The sequence below is a fragment of the Herbaspirillum hiltneri N3 genome (assembly GCF_001267925.1).
Lineage (GTDB): Bacteria > Pseudomonadota > Gammaproteobacteria > Burkholderiales > Burkholderiaceae_D > Herbaspirillum > Herbaspirillum hiltneri.
Window position 1 is genome coordinate 4,123,024 of record NZ_CP011409.1, and the last position, 15,004, is coordinate 4,138,027.

The 15,004-nt window shown below is 62.6% G+C and carries 14 protein-coding genes; 13 read left to right on the top strand and 1 reads right to left on the bottom strand.

Annotated elements, in window-relative coordinates; all coding sequences use genetic code 11:
* Window positions 1-15: 15 nt before the first annotated feature.
* The 11 genes from F506_RS18670 (at window position 16) to F506_RS18720 (ending at window position 10,212) form a co-directional block, all read left to right on the top strand.
* Window positions 16-1,059 carry an ABC transporter substrate-binding protein gene (locus F506_RS18670; protein ID WP_053199912.1) on the top strand — a complete coding sequence of 348 codons (1,044 nt, stop codon included), beginning with the start codon at window positions 16-18 and terminating at the stop codon, window positions 1,057-1,059.
* Between the two features lie 2 nt (window positions 1,060-1,061).
* Window positions 1,062-1,919, top strand: coding sequence for an ABC transporter permease (locus F506_RS18675; protein ID WP_083458039.1), 858 nt, complete (start codon window positions 1,062-1,064; stop codon window positions 1,917-1,919).
* The gene (locus F506_RS18680; RefSeq protein ID WP_053199914.1) at window positions 1,916-2,761 is read left to right on the top strand and encodes an ABC transporter ATP-binding protein; all 846 of its coding nucleotides are present in this window, start codon (window positions 1,916-1,918) and stop codon (window positions 2,759-2,761) included. Before F506_RS18675 ends, F506_RS18680 begins: the two co-directional genes overlap by 4 nt.
* 71 nt (window positions 2,762-2,832) lie before the next feature.
* Window positions 2,833-3,930 carry a BMP family ABC transporter substrate-binding protein gene (locus F506_RS18685; RefSeq protein ID WP_053199916.1) on the top strand — a complete coding sequence of 366 codons (1,098 nt, stop codon included), beginning with the start codon at window positions 2,833-2,835 and terminating at the stop codon, window positions 3,928-3,930.
* 111 nt (window positions 3,931-4,041) lie between these two features.
* Window positions 4,042-5,184: an ABC transporter permease gene (locus tag F506_RS18690; protein WP_053201785.1), complete on the top strand. Its 1,143-nt coding sequence runs from the start codon at window positions 4,042-4,044 to the stop codon at window positions 5,182-5,184.
* The gene (locus F506_RS18695; protein ID WP_053199918.1) at window positions 5,177-6,097 is read left to right on the top strand and encodes an ABC transporter permease; all 921 of its coding nucleotides are present in this window, start codon (window positions 5,177-5,179) and stop codon (window positions 6,095-6,097) included. The genes F506_RS18690 and F506_RS18695 overlap by 8 nt, the downstream gene beginning before the upstream one ends.
* A 24-nt stretch (window positions 6,098-6,121) precedes the next feature.
* Window positions 6,122-6,817, top strand: a complete 696-nt coding sequence (gene biuH / locus F506_RS18700) for a biuret amidohydrolase (RefSeq protein WP_053199920.1) — start codon at window positions 6,122-6,124, stop codon at window positions 6,815-6,817.
* A 2-nt stretch (window positions 6,818-6,819) separates the two neighbouring features.
* Entirely contained in the window at window positions 6,820-8,418 is a 1,599-nt protein-coding gene (locus tag F506_RS18705; RefSeq protein ID WP_053199921.1) for an ABC transporter ATP-binding protein, read from the top strand.
* Entirely contained in the window at window positions 8,415-9,101 is a 687-nt protein-coding gene (locus F506_RS18710) for a cysteine hydrolase family protein (protein ID WP_053199924.1), read from the top strand. The genes F506_RS18705 and F506_RS18710 overlap by 4 nt, the downstream gene beginning before the upstream one ends.
* On the top strand, window positions 9,098-9,478 hold the full coding sequence (gene hpxZ / locus F506_RS18715) for an oxalurate catabolism protein HpxZ (protein ID WP_053199926.1): 381 nt from the start codon (window positions 9,098-9,100) through the stop codon (window positions 9,476-9,478). Before F506_RS18710 ends, hpxZ begins: the two co-directional genes overlap by 4 nt.
* Window positions 9,479-9,519: 41 nt before the next feature.
* Window positions 9,520-10,212 (top strand): GntR family transcriptional regulator, encoded by a 693-nt coding sequence (locus tag F506_RS18720; protein ID WP_053199927.1) that lies wholly within the window; start codon window positions 9,520-9,522, stop codon window positions 10,210-10,212.
* A 34-nt stretch (window positions 10,213-10,246) separates the two neighbouring features.
* Here the strand turns inward: F506_RS18720 and F506_RS18725 are convergent, their stop codons facing one another.
* A complete protein-coding gene (locus F506_RS18725; RefSeq protein ID WP_053199929.1) occupies window positions 10,247-10,702 on the bottom strand; it encodes a GNAT family N-acetyltransferase in 456 nt (151 codons plus the stop codon).
* 275 nt (window positions 10,703-10,977) lie between these two features.
* Between F506_RS18725 and F506_RS18730 the strand changes: the two genes are divergently transcribed.
* Window positions 10,978-11,955, top strand: a complete 978-nt coding sequence (locus tag F506_RS18730) for a bifunctional riboflavin kinase/FAD synthetase (protein WP_053199930.1) — start codon at window positions 10,978-10,980, stop codon at window positions 11,953-11,955.
* A gap of 106 nt (window positions 11,956-12,061) precedes the next feature.
* Window positions 12,062-14,956, top strand: a complete 2,895-nt coding sequence (ileS, locus tag F506_RS18735) for an isoleucine--tRNA ligase (protein WP_053199932.1) — start codon at window positions 12,062-12,064, stop codon at window positions 14,954-14,956.
* The last annotated feature ends 48 nt before the right edge of the window (window positions 14,957-15,004 follow it).

Genomic DNA, 15,004 nt, shown 5'->3' on the forward strand with positions numbered 1-15,004 from the left:
CCTTACGGAGCCAGCATGAAAAAAACAGTCACCACTGCGACGGCGAACCAATCCTGCGCCCCAGCGCAGGCCGGGGCGCTCCAACGGCGCCGCTTTCTCGGCACTGCCGGCACCGTCGCCGCCACGCTGGCGCTGGGCGGCGCACCCGCCATCCTGCGCGCGCAGAGCGTACCGATCCGGATCGGTTACTGGCCGGTCGCCGCCGGCCTGCCTTTTTACGCAGCAGTGGAAGCCGGCTACTTCAAGGAAGCCGGCCTGGACGTGCAGCCGATCAAGTTCGCGGGAGCACAACAGGTGATGGAGGCGATGCTGTCAGGCCGCGCCGACGGTTCAGCCAACGGCACCGGCGCCGGCAACCTGGCCATTGGTGAAATCGCGCAACCGGGTCTGTTCAAGATCTTCGCCACCAATCCGAGCAACGCCCAATATGTGCTCGACGAATTCCTGGTGCCGAAAGACAGCGCCATCAAATCGATCGCCGAACTCAAGGGCAAGAAAGTCGCCTCCGGCCCCGGCATCCAGAACGTCACGCTGGCCAAGACCGTGCTCGAACGCGCCGGCGCGACCGGCGCGTTCGTCACCGAACTGCCGATCGGCCAGCATGTCGCCGCACTCGCCGCCGGTCAGGTCGATGCCGTTTATACGCTGGAACCGACCGGCACCGTCGGCCGCATGAACAACACTACCCGCGTGCTGGAGGCCGGCGTCATCGCCAAGTACATCCTTGGTAATCCGACCGCGCCATGGCATGGCGGCGCAGCGGCGCTGACCACCGACTTCATCAGGAAGCATCCGGCCGAAACCAAAAAATACATCGCCGCCTACACCCGCGGCATCGAACTGATCCGCAAGACGCCGGACAAGGCGCGCCCGTATCTCAAGGGCTATACCGCCATCGAAGGCTCGCTCACCAACGAAGTACCGCTGGCGTCCTACATGCTCTACAACGAGTTCAAGGCCAGCGACGTCGCTTACTTCCAGAAGTTCTACGACCTGTTTGTCGACAAGGGCATTTTCGCCTCGCGCGTGATCGTCGATTCACTTCTCTACAAGGGTTGATCATGGCCGACTCCCTCACTGCCGACGGCGCTTCGAAACCGGACCTCGCAACCGCTCCGGCCACCGCGACCAAACCTGCTCCCTCCATCAGGAAACGCCGCACGCCGCCGTCCTTGGGCAAGCTCCTGCCGATCGTCGGTCCGGTCGCCCTGTTCATCATCTGGGACCTGGTGGTGCGCGCGGGATGGATCAAGGCGATCCTGCTGCCGACCCCGGCAGCGACGCTGATCACGCTGGTCAACGGGCTGGCCGGCGGCGCCCTGCTGACGGATTTTCTGGTGACGGTGATGCGCACGCTGGAAGCCTTCATCATCGCGGCGGTAGTCGGCGTACCGCTCGGCGTGCTGCTGGGCAGCAATGAGCGCGCCTATCGCAGCGTGGAGTTCCTGATCGACTTTTTCCGCTCGACGCCGTCATCGGCCCTGATCCCCTTGTTCCTGCTGATCTTCGGTGTGTCGGACATCAACAAGGTCGCCATCGCCGCTTTCGGTGCACTGCTGATCGTGTTGTTCAACAGCGCCTACGGCGTGCTCAATGCGCGCAAGCAGCGCGTCATGGCGGCCAAGGTCATGGGCGCATCGCGCTGGCAAATATTCAAAGATGTGCTGCTGTGGGAAAGCCTGCAGCCGACCTTCGTCGGCCTGCGCAGCGCGGTGTCCATGGCCCTGGTGATCGTGATCGTGGCCGAGATGTTCATCGGTTCCGAAAACGGTCTCGGCCACAAGATCATCGACGCCCAGCAAGTGCTGAACGTGCGCGAGATGTATGCCGCCATCCTGGCCGCCGGCGCGCTCGGCTATGCGTTGAACGTGGTGTTCATCGTGATCGAAAAACGTATCGTCCACTGGAGCGGAAGATGAGCGTCGTCATTTCCCCGAAACTGAAGCACGAAGAGCCGGAAGTTCCTTTTCGCCCCGGTCCGCCCGGCACGCACATCACGATCCGCGGGCTGACCAAATACTTCGCCGGCTGGCCCTTGTACGAGGACTTCGACCTCGATATCCCCAAGGGAAAGATCGTCTCGGTGTTCGGCCCCAACGGCTGCGGCAAATCGACGCTGATCAACATGATCGCCGGCCTGATCCCGATCGACTCGGGCCAGATTCTGTTCGACGGAAAATCGCTGGCCGACACCAAGATCGGCTACGTCTTCCAGAACTATCGCGAAGCGATGTTCCCGTGGCTGCGCACCATCGACAACATCGCCTATCCGCTCAAGCTGGAAGGCAAATCCAAGGCCGAGATCAACCGCCGGGTAGAAGAGCTGGTCGCGTCCTTCGACGTCAAGTTCGACCTCAACCGCTACCCGTATGAAATGTCGGGCGGCCAGCAGCAGACCGCCTCCATCATGCGTGCACTGGCGCCGGGGCCGGAGGTGCTGTTCCTCGATGAACCGTTCTCCGCGCTCGACTTCGAGATGACGCTGTTCATCCGCGAAAAACTGCAGGAGGTGTTCATGCAGACCGGCACCACCATGATGCTGGTCTCGCACGATCTGGAAGAGGCCGTCTATCTCGCCGACGAAATCCTGCTGCTGACCAAACGTCCCACCAAGGTGGCACACATCCTGCATTACGACGATGCCCGTCCGCGCACGGTGGAGACCCTGATGCAGCCGCGTTTCATCGACGCCAAGAAGATGAGCCTGGACATTTTCCAGACTGAAGTCCGGCGAGAAGCCACGGCGCAACCGCCCCGATGATGTGCGCATGATTTTCTTGAACACCGCTTTGCCAACAACACCACCAACGTTTCCCTTGACTGGAGCCAAAGATGAACAACCGTCGTGACTTTCTCAAACTGACCGGCGCCGCTGCACTGGGCGCAGCATTTCCGCTGGACCTGCTGGCCGCCGCACCGCTGACGGTCGGCTTCATCTATGTCGGTGCGCGCGACGATTTCGGCTACAACCAGTCGCATGCGCAGGCTGCTGCGATCATCAAGAAAATGCCGGGCATCAAGGTCATCGAAGAAGAGAAAGTACCCGAGACCGTTGCCGTGCAAAAGACCATGGAAGCGATGATCCAGCAGGACGGCGCCTCGCTGATCTTCCCGACCTCGTTCGGCTACTTCGATCCGCATGTGCTGAAAGTCGCCGAGAAATATCCCAAGGTCCGCATCGCTCACTGCGGCGGCCTGTGGACGCAGGGCAAACACCCGCTGAACGTCGGCAGCTTCTTCGGCTACATCGAGGAATGCGAATACCTGTCCGGCGTGGTCGCCGGCCACATGAGCAAATCCAAAAAGCTGGCCTTCATCGCCGCCAAGCCGATCCCGCAGGTGCTGCGCAACATCAACGCCTTCACGCTGGGGGCGCAATCGGTCGATCCGTCCATCACCACGCACGTGATCTTCACCGGCGACTGGTCGCTGCCGGTCAAGGAAGCCGAAGCCGCCAACAGCCTGATCGACCAGGGTTGCGACGTCATCACCTGCCACGTCGACGGCCCCAAGGTCATCGTCGAAACCGCCGAAAAGCGCGGCATCATGACCTGCGGCTATCACGCCAGCCAGGCCGCGCTCGCGCCCAAGGGCTACCTCACCGGCGCCGAGTGGAACTGGGCTACGCCTTATACGGAAATCGTCAAGGCCACGCTCGAAGGCAAGCCGATGATCAACTTCCTGCGCGGCGGCCTCAAGGACAACTTCGTCAAGATGTCGCCTTACGGTACGAACGTCAGCGCCGCCGCCAGGAAGAAGGCCGACGACGTCAAGGCACAGATGCTGGCCGGAAAATTCCAGATCTTCAAGGGTCCGATCAAGGACAACAAGGGCGCGGTCGTGATCCCGGCCGGCACCACGCAAGTGCAGACCGACGTCGCACTGGAGAAGATGAATTATCTGGTGGCGGGCGTCGTCGGCCAGGTATGAAAACTGCTTAATGCCATGTGAGGCATGGCGCGCTGCAGCGACGCAGTCATGTCGCTGCAACGCCGCCACCGCCATCTGACTTTTTTCGCCATTCCTTGTTCATTGATCGCCATGACCACACACGACCGCGCGAAAAACAGTGCTTTCACCCTACGGCTCCGGGCCCGTGCCGGCATCGTGCTGGCGCCGGTACTGCCTACGCTGTGCGCGCTGGCCGGTGCACTGTTGCTGTTCGTGCTGTTCCTTCTGGTGCAGGGCAAACCCGCTACCGAAGCCTGCCTGCTGATTTTTCAAGGCGCATTCGGCTCGATGTTCGCCTGGCAAAATACCTTGCAGCGCGCCGCGCCTTTGCTGCTGACCGCGCTGTGCGTGGCGTTGCCTGCCCGCGTCGGCCTGATCGTCATTGGCGGCGAAGGCGCGCTGGCGATGGGCGGTTTGTTTGCCGCGGTGTTCCCGTCATTCCTGCCGGCGCTGTCGCCGTGGATCATGCTGCCGGCCATGGCCATCGTTGCCATGATTGCGGGCGGACTCTGGATCGCGCTGTGCGGCGCCTTGCGCCAATGGCGCGGCGTCAACGAGACCATCTCCAGCCTGCTGCTTTCCTACATCGCGGTCGCGTTGTTCAAGCATCTGGTGGAAGGCCCGCTGCGGGATCCTGCCAGTCTCAACAAACCGTCCACGCTACCGTTGCCCGAAGCCTATCTGATCAATCCGCTACCCGGCCTCGACGTGCATTGGGGATTGGTCTGGGGAGCGCTGGCCTGCGTGGCGGCGTGGATTTTCCTGCGCCATAGCGTCATCGGTTTCGCCATGGCGATTGCCGGCGGCAACGGCCGCACGGCGCGCCTGGTCGGATTGCCGGTCAATCGGCTCGTGCTGATCGCCTGCGCCATGGGAGGCGCAGCGGCGGGCCTGGCCGGCATGTTCGAAGTCGCCGCCGTGCACGGCAGCGCCAATAGCGCGCTGCTGGCAGGCTACGGATTCAGCGGCATCCTGGTGGCCTTCGCGGCGCGCCAGAATCCGCTCGCCATCATCGTCTGCGCGGTTGTCATCGGCGGCGTCGAGGCCAGCGGCAGCCTGCTGCAACGCCGCCTCGATCTGCCCGACGCCACCACGCTGGTGTTGCAGGGACTGCTGTTCTGCAACCTGCTGGCGTGGGAGGCCGTCACCGGCCGCCTCGGCGCCCTGAAGATGCGCTGGCAGCAGCAGGCGCAACCCTCGCCGGCCACCGTCGCGGAGACCAGCCATGTCTGATTTCGATTTCACCACCTTACTGCTGGCCTTGTTCGCCGGCGCCATCCGGGTCGGCACGCCCTTCCTCTTCGTCAGTCTCGGCGAATGTCTGACAGAAAAAGGCGGCCGCGTGAATCTCGGCCTGGAAGGCATCCTGGTCTGCGGCGCGATGACCGGCTATGCGGTGTCGTTCTTCTCGGGCTCGGCCTGGCTGGGCGTGCTGGCGGCAGGCGTGTCCGGCATGTTGCTAGGGACCTTGCACGGGCTCGTGTGTTCGCTGCCACGGGTCAATGACATCGCCTTCGGCATTGCGCTGATGCTGCTCGGCACCGGCCTCGCGTTCTTCCTCGGCAAGCCGTTCATCCAGCCGCAAGCCGCGATGCTGCCGTCCATCGATCTCGGCGGCTGGAGCAGCAATCCGTCCATCCATCACGCGCTGCAAATCAACGCCTTGTTCGTGATCGGCGTCCTGCTGGCGGCGGCGCTGCAATGGGGCCTGTCGAGCACCAGCTGGGGACTGGCGCTGCGCCTGGTCGGCGACCACGCCGAGACCGCACGCGCGCTCGGCTATCGCATCAATCTGACACGCGTCGTCGCCACGGCTTGCGGCGGCTTTCTGGCGGCGGTGGGCGGTGCTTATCTTTCGCTCTACTACCCCGGCAGCTGGAACGAAGGCCTGTCCAGCGGGCAAGGCCTGATGGCGGTGGCGCTGGTGATTTTCGCGCGCTGGCAGCCGCTGCGCTGCCTGTTGGCCGCGCTGCTGTTCGGCGCCGCCGGCGCACTCGGCCCGGCCTTGCAGGCAGTCGGCGTGACCTCGGGCTACTACCTGTTCAACGCCGCGCCTTATGCGCTGACCTTGCTGATCATGATCCTGACCTGCCGCCCCGACCGCACGTTGTCGAGCGCGCCGGGCGAACTCAGCCTCACACGATAATTCATTGCTACCGGAGAAACCGACATGTCCGAATTGTTCATCCAGTCCGAACCCTACCCGTGGCCCTACGACGGTGCGCTCAAGCCGGGCAACACGGCGCTGGTCGTGATCGACATGCAGACTGATTTCTGCGGCATCGGCGGCTACGTCGACAAGATGGGCTACGACCTGTCGCTCACGCGCGCACCGATCGCGCCGATCAGGAATGTGCTGAGCGCCATGCGCGCCGGCGGCTACACCATCATCCATACCCGCGAAGGCCATCGTCCCGATTTGTCCGACCTGCCCGCCAACAAGCGCTGGCGCTCGCGCCGGATCGGCGCCAACGGCGCCGGCATCGGCGACGAGGGTCCCTGCGGCAAGATCCTCGTACGTGGTGAACCGGGCTGGGAGATCATTCCGGAACTGGCGCCGTTGCCCGGCGAGATCATCATCGACAAACCCGGCAAGGGCTCGTTCTGCGCCACCGATCTGGAGTTGGTGCTGCACACGCGCGGTATCCGCAACCTGATCCTGACCGGTATCACCACCGACGTCTGCGTCCACACCACCATGCGCGAAGCTAACGACCGCGGCTTCGAATGCGTCATGCTGGCCGACTGCTGCGGGGCCACCGACCACAACAACCACCTGGCTGCGCTGTCGATGATCAAGATGCAGGGCGGCGTGTTCGGCGCGGTATCGGACTCTTCTTCCCTGCTGCAAGCGATAGGAAAATAATCATGCACGCGCTCGAGCTGGAAGTCATCGGCGCCGGCAAATCCTTCGGCGAATTCCGTGCGCTGGACGAGGTGTCGATCAGGATCAAGGCCGGCACCATCCATGCGCTGCTGGGCGAAAATGGTGCGGGCAAGAGTACGCTCGTCAAGGGCCTGGTCGGTTACAGCCCGCTTAACCAGGGCATCATCCAGGCCGACCGCCGCGAGGTGGACATCCGCGGCCCGCGCGTGCCGAACACGCTGGGCATCGGCATGGTGTACCAGCACTTCACGCTGGCGCCGAGTCTGTCCGTGGCCGAGAATCTGTTGCTGGCGCGCGGCTTGGTGCGTTGGCGCATCCACTGGAATCTGGAGCGCCAGGTGCTGGAAGAATTCATGGAGGCGATGCCGTTCCGGCTCGACCTCGATCGTCTTGTCAGCAGCCTGTCCGCCGGCGAAAAGCAGAAGCTCGAAATCCTCAAGCAGCTCTACCTGCGCCGTCGTCTGCTGATCCTCGACGAACCGACCTCGGTGCTCACGCCGCAGGAAGCCGACGAAGTGCTCGGCCTCATGCGCGACCTCACGCGCCGCGAAGAACTGACCGTGCTGATGATCACGCACAAATTCCACGAAGTCACCGCCTACGCCGACGATGTCACGGTGCTGCGCAAGGGGCGGCTGGTCGGCAGCGCGGCGGTAGCCGACACCAGTCCGGCCGAACTCGCCCATTGGATGATGGGACAGGCGCGCGTGGAAAAAGAAGCCGTGGCGCGGCCGCCCGTACCCGCCGATGCGCCGGTCGGACTGAATGTGGATTCCTTGCTGGTGCTCAACGACCGCGGCGTCACCGCCGTCAATGCGCTCTCGCTGAAGGTCAGGCGCGGCGAGATCGTCGGCCTGGCAGGCATCTCCGGCAACGGCCAGAAGGAACTGGTGGAAGCCCTGCTCGGCCAGCGCCGCCGCTTGTCCGGCGAGGTGCAAATCAACGGCGCCGATTACCGGGCCAGCCGCGCCGAAATGCGCGAACGCAAGGTCTTCGCGCTGCCGGAAGAGCCGTTGCGCAATGCGTGCATCTCCGGCATGAATGTCGCGGAAAACATGGCATTGCGCAATTTCGACGTAGCCCCGTTTCGCCGTAGCGGCTGGCTGCGCTGGAGCGTCAATCGGGCGGCCATGCGCAAGCAGGCGCAGGCCCTGATCGCCGCTTTCAACGTCAAACCGCCGCTGCCGGAACGCGCCATCGGCACGCTCTCGGGCGGCAACGTGCAACGCGCCGTGCTGGCGCGGGAACTGGGCGACTCGACGCGGCAGGAAGATGCCGTCAATGTCCTGATCGTCGCCAATCCGGTGTTCGGCCTGGACTTCGCATCGGTCGCCGACATCCATGCGCGCCTGCTGCAGGCGCGTGCGCTGGGCGCTGCAGTCTTGCTCGTCAGCGAGGATCTGGATGAGTTGCTGGAGCTGTCGGACCGCATCCTGGTCATGACCGGCGGCGCCATCGTGTACGCCACTGAGGCCACTGAGGCCGCCGGCGCCGACCGCGCCGAACTGGGACGCTGGATGGCGGGGCATGGCGGACATGCGGAAGCATCGGCGCACAACGTTCACCTGGAGACCGCATGATTACCGTCGATGCCATCCCTTACCCCTACCAGTTCGACAGCCGCCACACGGCGCTGGTGGTGATCGACATGCAGCGCGATTTCGTCGAGGAAGGCGGCTTCGGCAGCGTGCTCGGCAACGATGTGCGGCCGCTGACCACCATCGTGCCGACGGTGGCGAAACTGCTGGCGCTGGCGCGGGAAAACGGCCTGCTGGTCGTCCACACCCGCGAATCGCATTTGCCGGATCTGTCCGATTGCCCGCCGGCCAAGCTCAAACGCGGCAATCCCGCGCTGGGCATTGGCGACGAAGGTCCGATGGGACGCATCCTGGTGCGCGGCGAACCGGGCAACCAGATCCTGCCGCTGCTGGCGCCGCAAGACGGCGAACTGGTGATCGACAAACCCGGCAAGGGCGCCTTCTACGCCACCGGCCTGCATACGGAACTGCAAGCGCGCGGCGTCACGCATCTGCTGTTTGCCGGCGTCACGACGGAAGTCTGCGTGCAGACTTCGATGCGCGAAGCCAACGATCGCGGCTACGAATGCCTGATCGTCGAAGATGCCTGCGCCAGTTACTTTCCCGTCTTCCACCAGGCCACGCTGGCCATGCTGACCGCCCAGGGCGGCATCGTCGGCTGGCAAGCGCCGCTGTCGACCCTGCAAACCGCATTCAAGGAAACCTCCGGAGAAACCACATCATGAGTCCGCAAGTCAATCTGCCGCATATCGTGGAAGAGGTGGCGCAGGCCTTCGCCGACTACGAACACGCCCTGCTGATCCACGACGTACCCGCACTAGACCGCTGGTTCTGGTACGACCCGCAGACGGTGCGCTACGGCGTCGGCGAAATCCTGCTCGGCGGCGAAGCGATCCGCCAGTACCGCCGGAGCTGCGCGCCGGTACATCCTTCTCGCACGCTGCAGCGCACGGTGGTCACGACCTTTGGCAGCGACTATGCTACTGTCAGCACCGAGTTTACCGGCGCGGACTCCGATAAAATCGGCCGCCAGATGCAAACCTGGGTGCGCATGGACGCGGGCTGGCGTATCGTCGCCGCCCATGTCAGCCTGATGCCGTAAAACTCTTTCCGATTTCCCTTTTGTATTGACGACGTTCCGCCATGACCGTAACTGCTGCAAATCCGCTCGCTGAACAGGTTTACAACCGGCTCAAGGAAGACATCTTCAATTTCCGCCTGCTGCCGGGGGACAATTTCACCGAAACCGAAATGGCGCTGTCCTACGGCGTCTCGCGTACACCGCTGCGCGACGCCTTGTTCCGGATGCAGCGCGAGGGCTATCTGGACGTCGGTTTCCGCCGCGGCTGGAAGGTGCGGCCGATCGATTTCGACCGGCTCGACAATCTTTACGACCTGCGCATCGTGCTGGAAATGGCCGCGCTGGAGCGACTGTGCCAGAACCCCGATCCGGCGCCCGGCCTGCTGGCGCTCAATGCCGTCTGGCTGGTACCCGAAGAAGAACGCGAAAGCGAAGCCGTCAAGGTGGCCGAGCTCGACGAGAGCTTCCACACCAACCTGGTCGCCGCCGCCGGCAATGAGGAAATGACGCGCATCCACACGGAAGTGACGGAAAAGATCCGTATCGTGCGTCGCCTCGACTTCCTCAAGAAGAACCGCGTGCTGGCGACCTATGAAGAACACGGCAAGATCCTCAAGCTGATCGCCAAGCGCAAGGCCACCGAAGCGCAAATCCTGCTGCGCGCCCACATCACGCAAAGCAAGCTGGAAGTGCGCAAGATCACGATCTGGATGCTGGCCGAGGCGCGTCAGGAACAACTGAAAACGCTGCCTTAGCCGGCAGACGGTTCGTCCGCGGTCCCGCCGGATCCTACAGACGCAAACTCATGAACATGCTGCTCGGATCCTCGCAGTAAGTCCCGAACGGGCCGCAGTAAACGAACCCCACGCTCTCATAGAGTTGCCGCGCCGGCTTGAATGCATCGAATGATCCGGTCTCCAGACTGACACGCTCATAACCGCGCGCTCTGGCCTGCTCGAGAATATGCGTCAGCATCGCCCGGCCTGCGCCTTTGCGACGCAGCGCCTCGGGGGTGCGCATGGACTTGATCTCGCCATGCAGGCTATCGAGCTCCTTGAGCGCGCCGCAACCAATCAGGGCCGGTCCCTCCCACGCCGTCCAGAACGTGATGTCCGGACTGCGCAGCTTGTCCAGATCGAGTGCATGCACGCTCTCGGGAGGCGATATCTCGCGCATATTGCGCAAATGCTCTTCGAGCAAGGCGTGAATTTCCGGGCGTGAAAGATCGTCGATTTCTATGTGCATCGCTGCTTCCTCATGGGTGTATTTTGTGAAGCGAAATTCTGCCGGCGTCGACCATTATGCCAATGGACGGGCAGAACGGGATTAATGGCTGACAATATTTCCCACGCAAAACAATTGCCGTTTTGTCATTTTTCCTAAAAAAAACCGATCTCGCCGGCCGGAACCGGCTTCCTCCGCCGCTTGTTTCCCGCCGTTTCGCCGCCAAATCAGGGGTAGGCCTTCGAAAACATTTATAATGGAAGGCTTTTGCAACGGCATCACTTTTAACCTCTTCCATGAAGGTATTTCGCGGACTTCCCAATGCCGAATCGCGTGCGCCCTGCGCGCTGACGATCGGCAACTTCGACGGCGTGCACCGTGGCCACCAGGCGCTGCTGGCGCAGGTGCGCGAAGCGGCCACCCGCCTGAACCTGGATGCCGCCGTGATGACGTTCGAACCGCATCCGCGCGAGTTCTTCGCGCAGTTGGCCAGCACCCCTGAAAAAGCCCCGCCACGCATCGCCAACCTGCGCGACAAGCTGCAATCGCTGTCCAACGCCGGTGTCGATCGCGTCATCGTCGAGCATTTCAACGCCAACTTCGCGGCCCTGTCGCCGCAAGACTTCATCGAAAAGATCCTGATTCAGGGCCTGCATGTGCGCTGGCTGCTGGTGGGCGAAGATTTCTGCTTCGGCTCGCGCCGCGCCGGCAATATCCAGACGCTGATCGAGGCCGGCAAGCAATACGGTTTTGAAGTGCACACCATGCCGAACGTGAACAACGACGGCGTGCGGATTTCGTCGTCGGCGATCCGCGCGGCGCTGGCGAAGGCGGACTTCCCGCACGCGCGCCAGTTGCTGGGCCATGCGTATGCGATCTCCGGCCACGTGGTGCACGGCAAGAAACTCGGCCGCACCATCGGTTTCCCGACGCTGAACATGCGCGTGAGCCACAAGCATCCGGCGCTGTCGGGCATCTTCATCGTGCAGGTGCACGGACTGGGCGACAAGCCGTTGCCGGCCGTCGCCAGCCTGGGCGTGCGTCCGACCGTGGATGACAGCGGTCGCGTGCTGCTGGAAACGCATATCTTCGATTACAGCGGCGACTGCTACGGCAAGCTGCTGCGCGTGGAATTCCTGAAGAAATTGCGCGACGAAGAGAAATACGTCGACCTGCCGACATTGACGGCAGCCATTGAGCGCGATGCGCAACAGGCGCGTGCCTGGTTCAAGGAACAGGCGAGTTTCGCCGTGTCCGCCACCGATCGAATTTGACGCTGGCCCGCCCCGCTCGCCGGCATTGATTCCCGGCGACGCTTCTTACCGTATCAACAGGCGCAGCAGCCTTCACCGATTTCCAGAATTTAACTGAAAACAACTTATGTCGAACAACGAATCCTCCAAGCCAAACAAGCCGGGCAAACCTGAAGGCAAGCCGGTCAGCAAATATCCGGTCAACATGACCGAGACCGCGTTCCCGATGCGCGGCGACCTGGCCAAGCGCGAGCCGCAATGGGTCAAGGAATGGCAAAGCAAGAAGCTGTATCAGCGCATCCGCAAGGCGTCGGCGGATCGTCCGAAGTTCATCCTGCATGACGGCCCGCCGTACGCCAACGGTGAGATCCATCTGGGGCACGCCGTCAACAAGATCTTGAAAGACATGATCGTCAAGGCCCGCAACATGGCCGGATTCGACGCGCAATACGTGCCGGGCTGGGATTGCCACGGCATGCCGATCGAAATCCAGATCGAAAAGAAGTACGGCAAGAACCTGCCGGTGGCCGAAGTGCAAGCCAAAGCGCGCGCTTATGCCAACGAACAGATCGAGCTGCAAAAGAAGGATTTCATCCGCCTGGGCGTGCTGGGCGAATGGGACAATCCGTACAAGACCATGAATTTCTCCAACGAGGCCGACGAGCTGCGCGCGCTCGGCACGATCCTGGAAAAAGGTTACGTCTATCGCGGCCTGAAGCCGGTCAACTGGTGTTTCGATTGCGGCTCGGCGCTGGCGGAAGCGGAAGTGGAATACCAGGACAAGCGCGACCCGGCCATCGACGTCGGCTTCCCGTTTGCGGAACACGACAAGATCGCCAAGGCCTTCGGCCTCTCCAAGCTGCCGACGGACAAGGGCTACATCGTCATCTGGACCACCACGCCGTGGACCATCCCGTCCAACCAGGCGCTGAACGTACACCCGGAATTCGACTATGCGCTGGTGCAGACCGAGCGCAACGGCGAACCGACCTTGCTGATCTTGGCCAACGACCTGGTCGAAGCCAGCCTGCAACGCTACGGACTGGAAGGCAAGGTCATCGCCACCACCAAGGGTGAAGCGCTGTCGCTGATCGCCTTCCATCATCCGCTGGCGAAGGCCGATCCCGGTTACGACCGCTTGTCGCCGATCTACCTCGGCGACTACGTGACCGCCGACAGCGGCACCGGCATCGTCCACTCGGCGCCGGCCTACGGTATCGAAGACTTCGTCTCGTGCAAGGCGCACGGCATGAAGGATGACGACATCATCAGCCCGGTCATGGGCGACGGCCGCTACGCCTCGTCGCTGCCGCTGTTCGCCGGCCTGACGATCTGGGAAGCCTCCAAGCCGATCTGCGCCAAGCTGGAAGAAGTCGGCTCGCTGTTCAAGCTGGTGATGTTCGACCATAGCTACATGCATTGCTGGCGCCACAAGACGCCGATCATCTATCGTGCGACGTCGCAATGGTTTGCGAGCATGGACAACACGCCGAAAGATGGCGGCAAGAGCCTGCGCGAAACCGCGCTGCAAGGCATCGAGGACACCGCTTTCTTCCCGGCATGGGGCAAGGCGCGCCTGCACGGCATGATCGCCAACCGTCCCGACTGGACGCTGTCGCGCCAACGCCAATGGGGCGTGCCGATGGCCTTCTTCGTGCACAAGGAAACCGGCCTGCTGCATCCGCGCACGCCCGAACTGCTGGAACAGATCGCCCAGCGTATCGAGCAAGGCGGCATCGAGGCATGGCAGGCTTTGGATCCGAAGGAATTGCTGGGCGATGAAGCCGACCAATACCTGAAGAACAAGGACACGCTGGATGTCTGGTTCGATTCCGGCTCGACTCATCAGACCGTGCTGCGCGGTTCGCACAAGCAGGAGTTGCAATTCCCGGCCGATCTGTATCTGGAAGGTTCGGACCAGCATCGCGGCTGGTTCCACTCCTCGCTGCTGACGTCCTCGATGCTGAACGGTCGCGCGCCGTACAAGGCGCTGCTGACGCACGGTTTCGTGGTCGACGGCGAAGGCCGCAAGATGTCGAAGTCGTTAAAAAACGGGGTCGAGCCGCAAAAGGTCGCCGACTCGCTGGGCGCGGAAATCCTGCGCCTGTGGGTGGCCTCGAGCGATTACTCCGGCGAGATCTCGATCTCCGACGAAATCCTGAAACGGGTCACCGAAGCGTATCGCCGCATCCGCAATACGCTGCGCTTCCTGCTGGCCAACACGGCCGATTTCGACATGGCAAAGAACGCCGTGCCGGTTGCCGAAATGCTGGAGATCGATCGCTATGCGATCGCCAACATGGCCAACCTGCAGAAGGAAATCCTCGCGCATTACGAGACCTATGAATTCCATCCGGTTGTCTCCAAGCTGCAGATGTATTGCTCGGAAGACCTGGGCGGCTTCTACCTCGACATCCTCAAGGACCGGCTGTATACCAGCGGCGTCGATTCGCACGCACGCCGTTCCGCGCAGACCGCGATCTGGCACATCACCCAGGCGCTGCTGCGCCTGATGGCGCCGACGCTGTCGTTCACGGCGGAAGAGGCATGGAGCTTCTTTGCCAGCAAGGAAGCATTTGCCGACAGCAGCGAAACCATTTTCACGCAGACGTATTACACGCTGCCGGAAGTGGCGCAAGCCGACGCGCTGGTGGCCAAGTTCAACGTGCTGCATGAAGTGCGCGCCGCCGTTACCAAGCAACTGGAAGAAGTCCGCATCGCCGGCAACATCGGCTCGTCGCTGCAGGCGGAAGTCGAACTCAAGGTCAGCGGCGACAAGGTGGCGCTGCTGCAAAGCCTGGGCGACGATCTGAAGTTCGTGCTGATCACTTCGGCGGCCAAGGTCACTGCAGTGGCGGCGGAAGCGGACGAAGCTATTGTCGTTACGCCGTCGGCCAATCAGAAATGCGAGCGCTGCTGGCACTATCGCGCCGATGTAGGGTCACACCCCGAGCACGAAGGCCTGTGCGGCCGCTGCGTCGCCAATCTGTTCGGCCGCGGCGAAGACCGCCACTTCGCGTAAGCATCAGGCAAGCCGGCGCATGACAAAGAACATGCGCCGGCTTTCTCC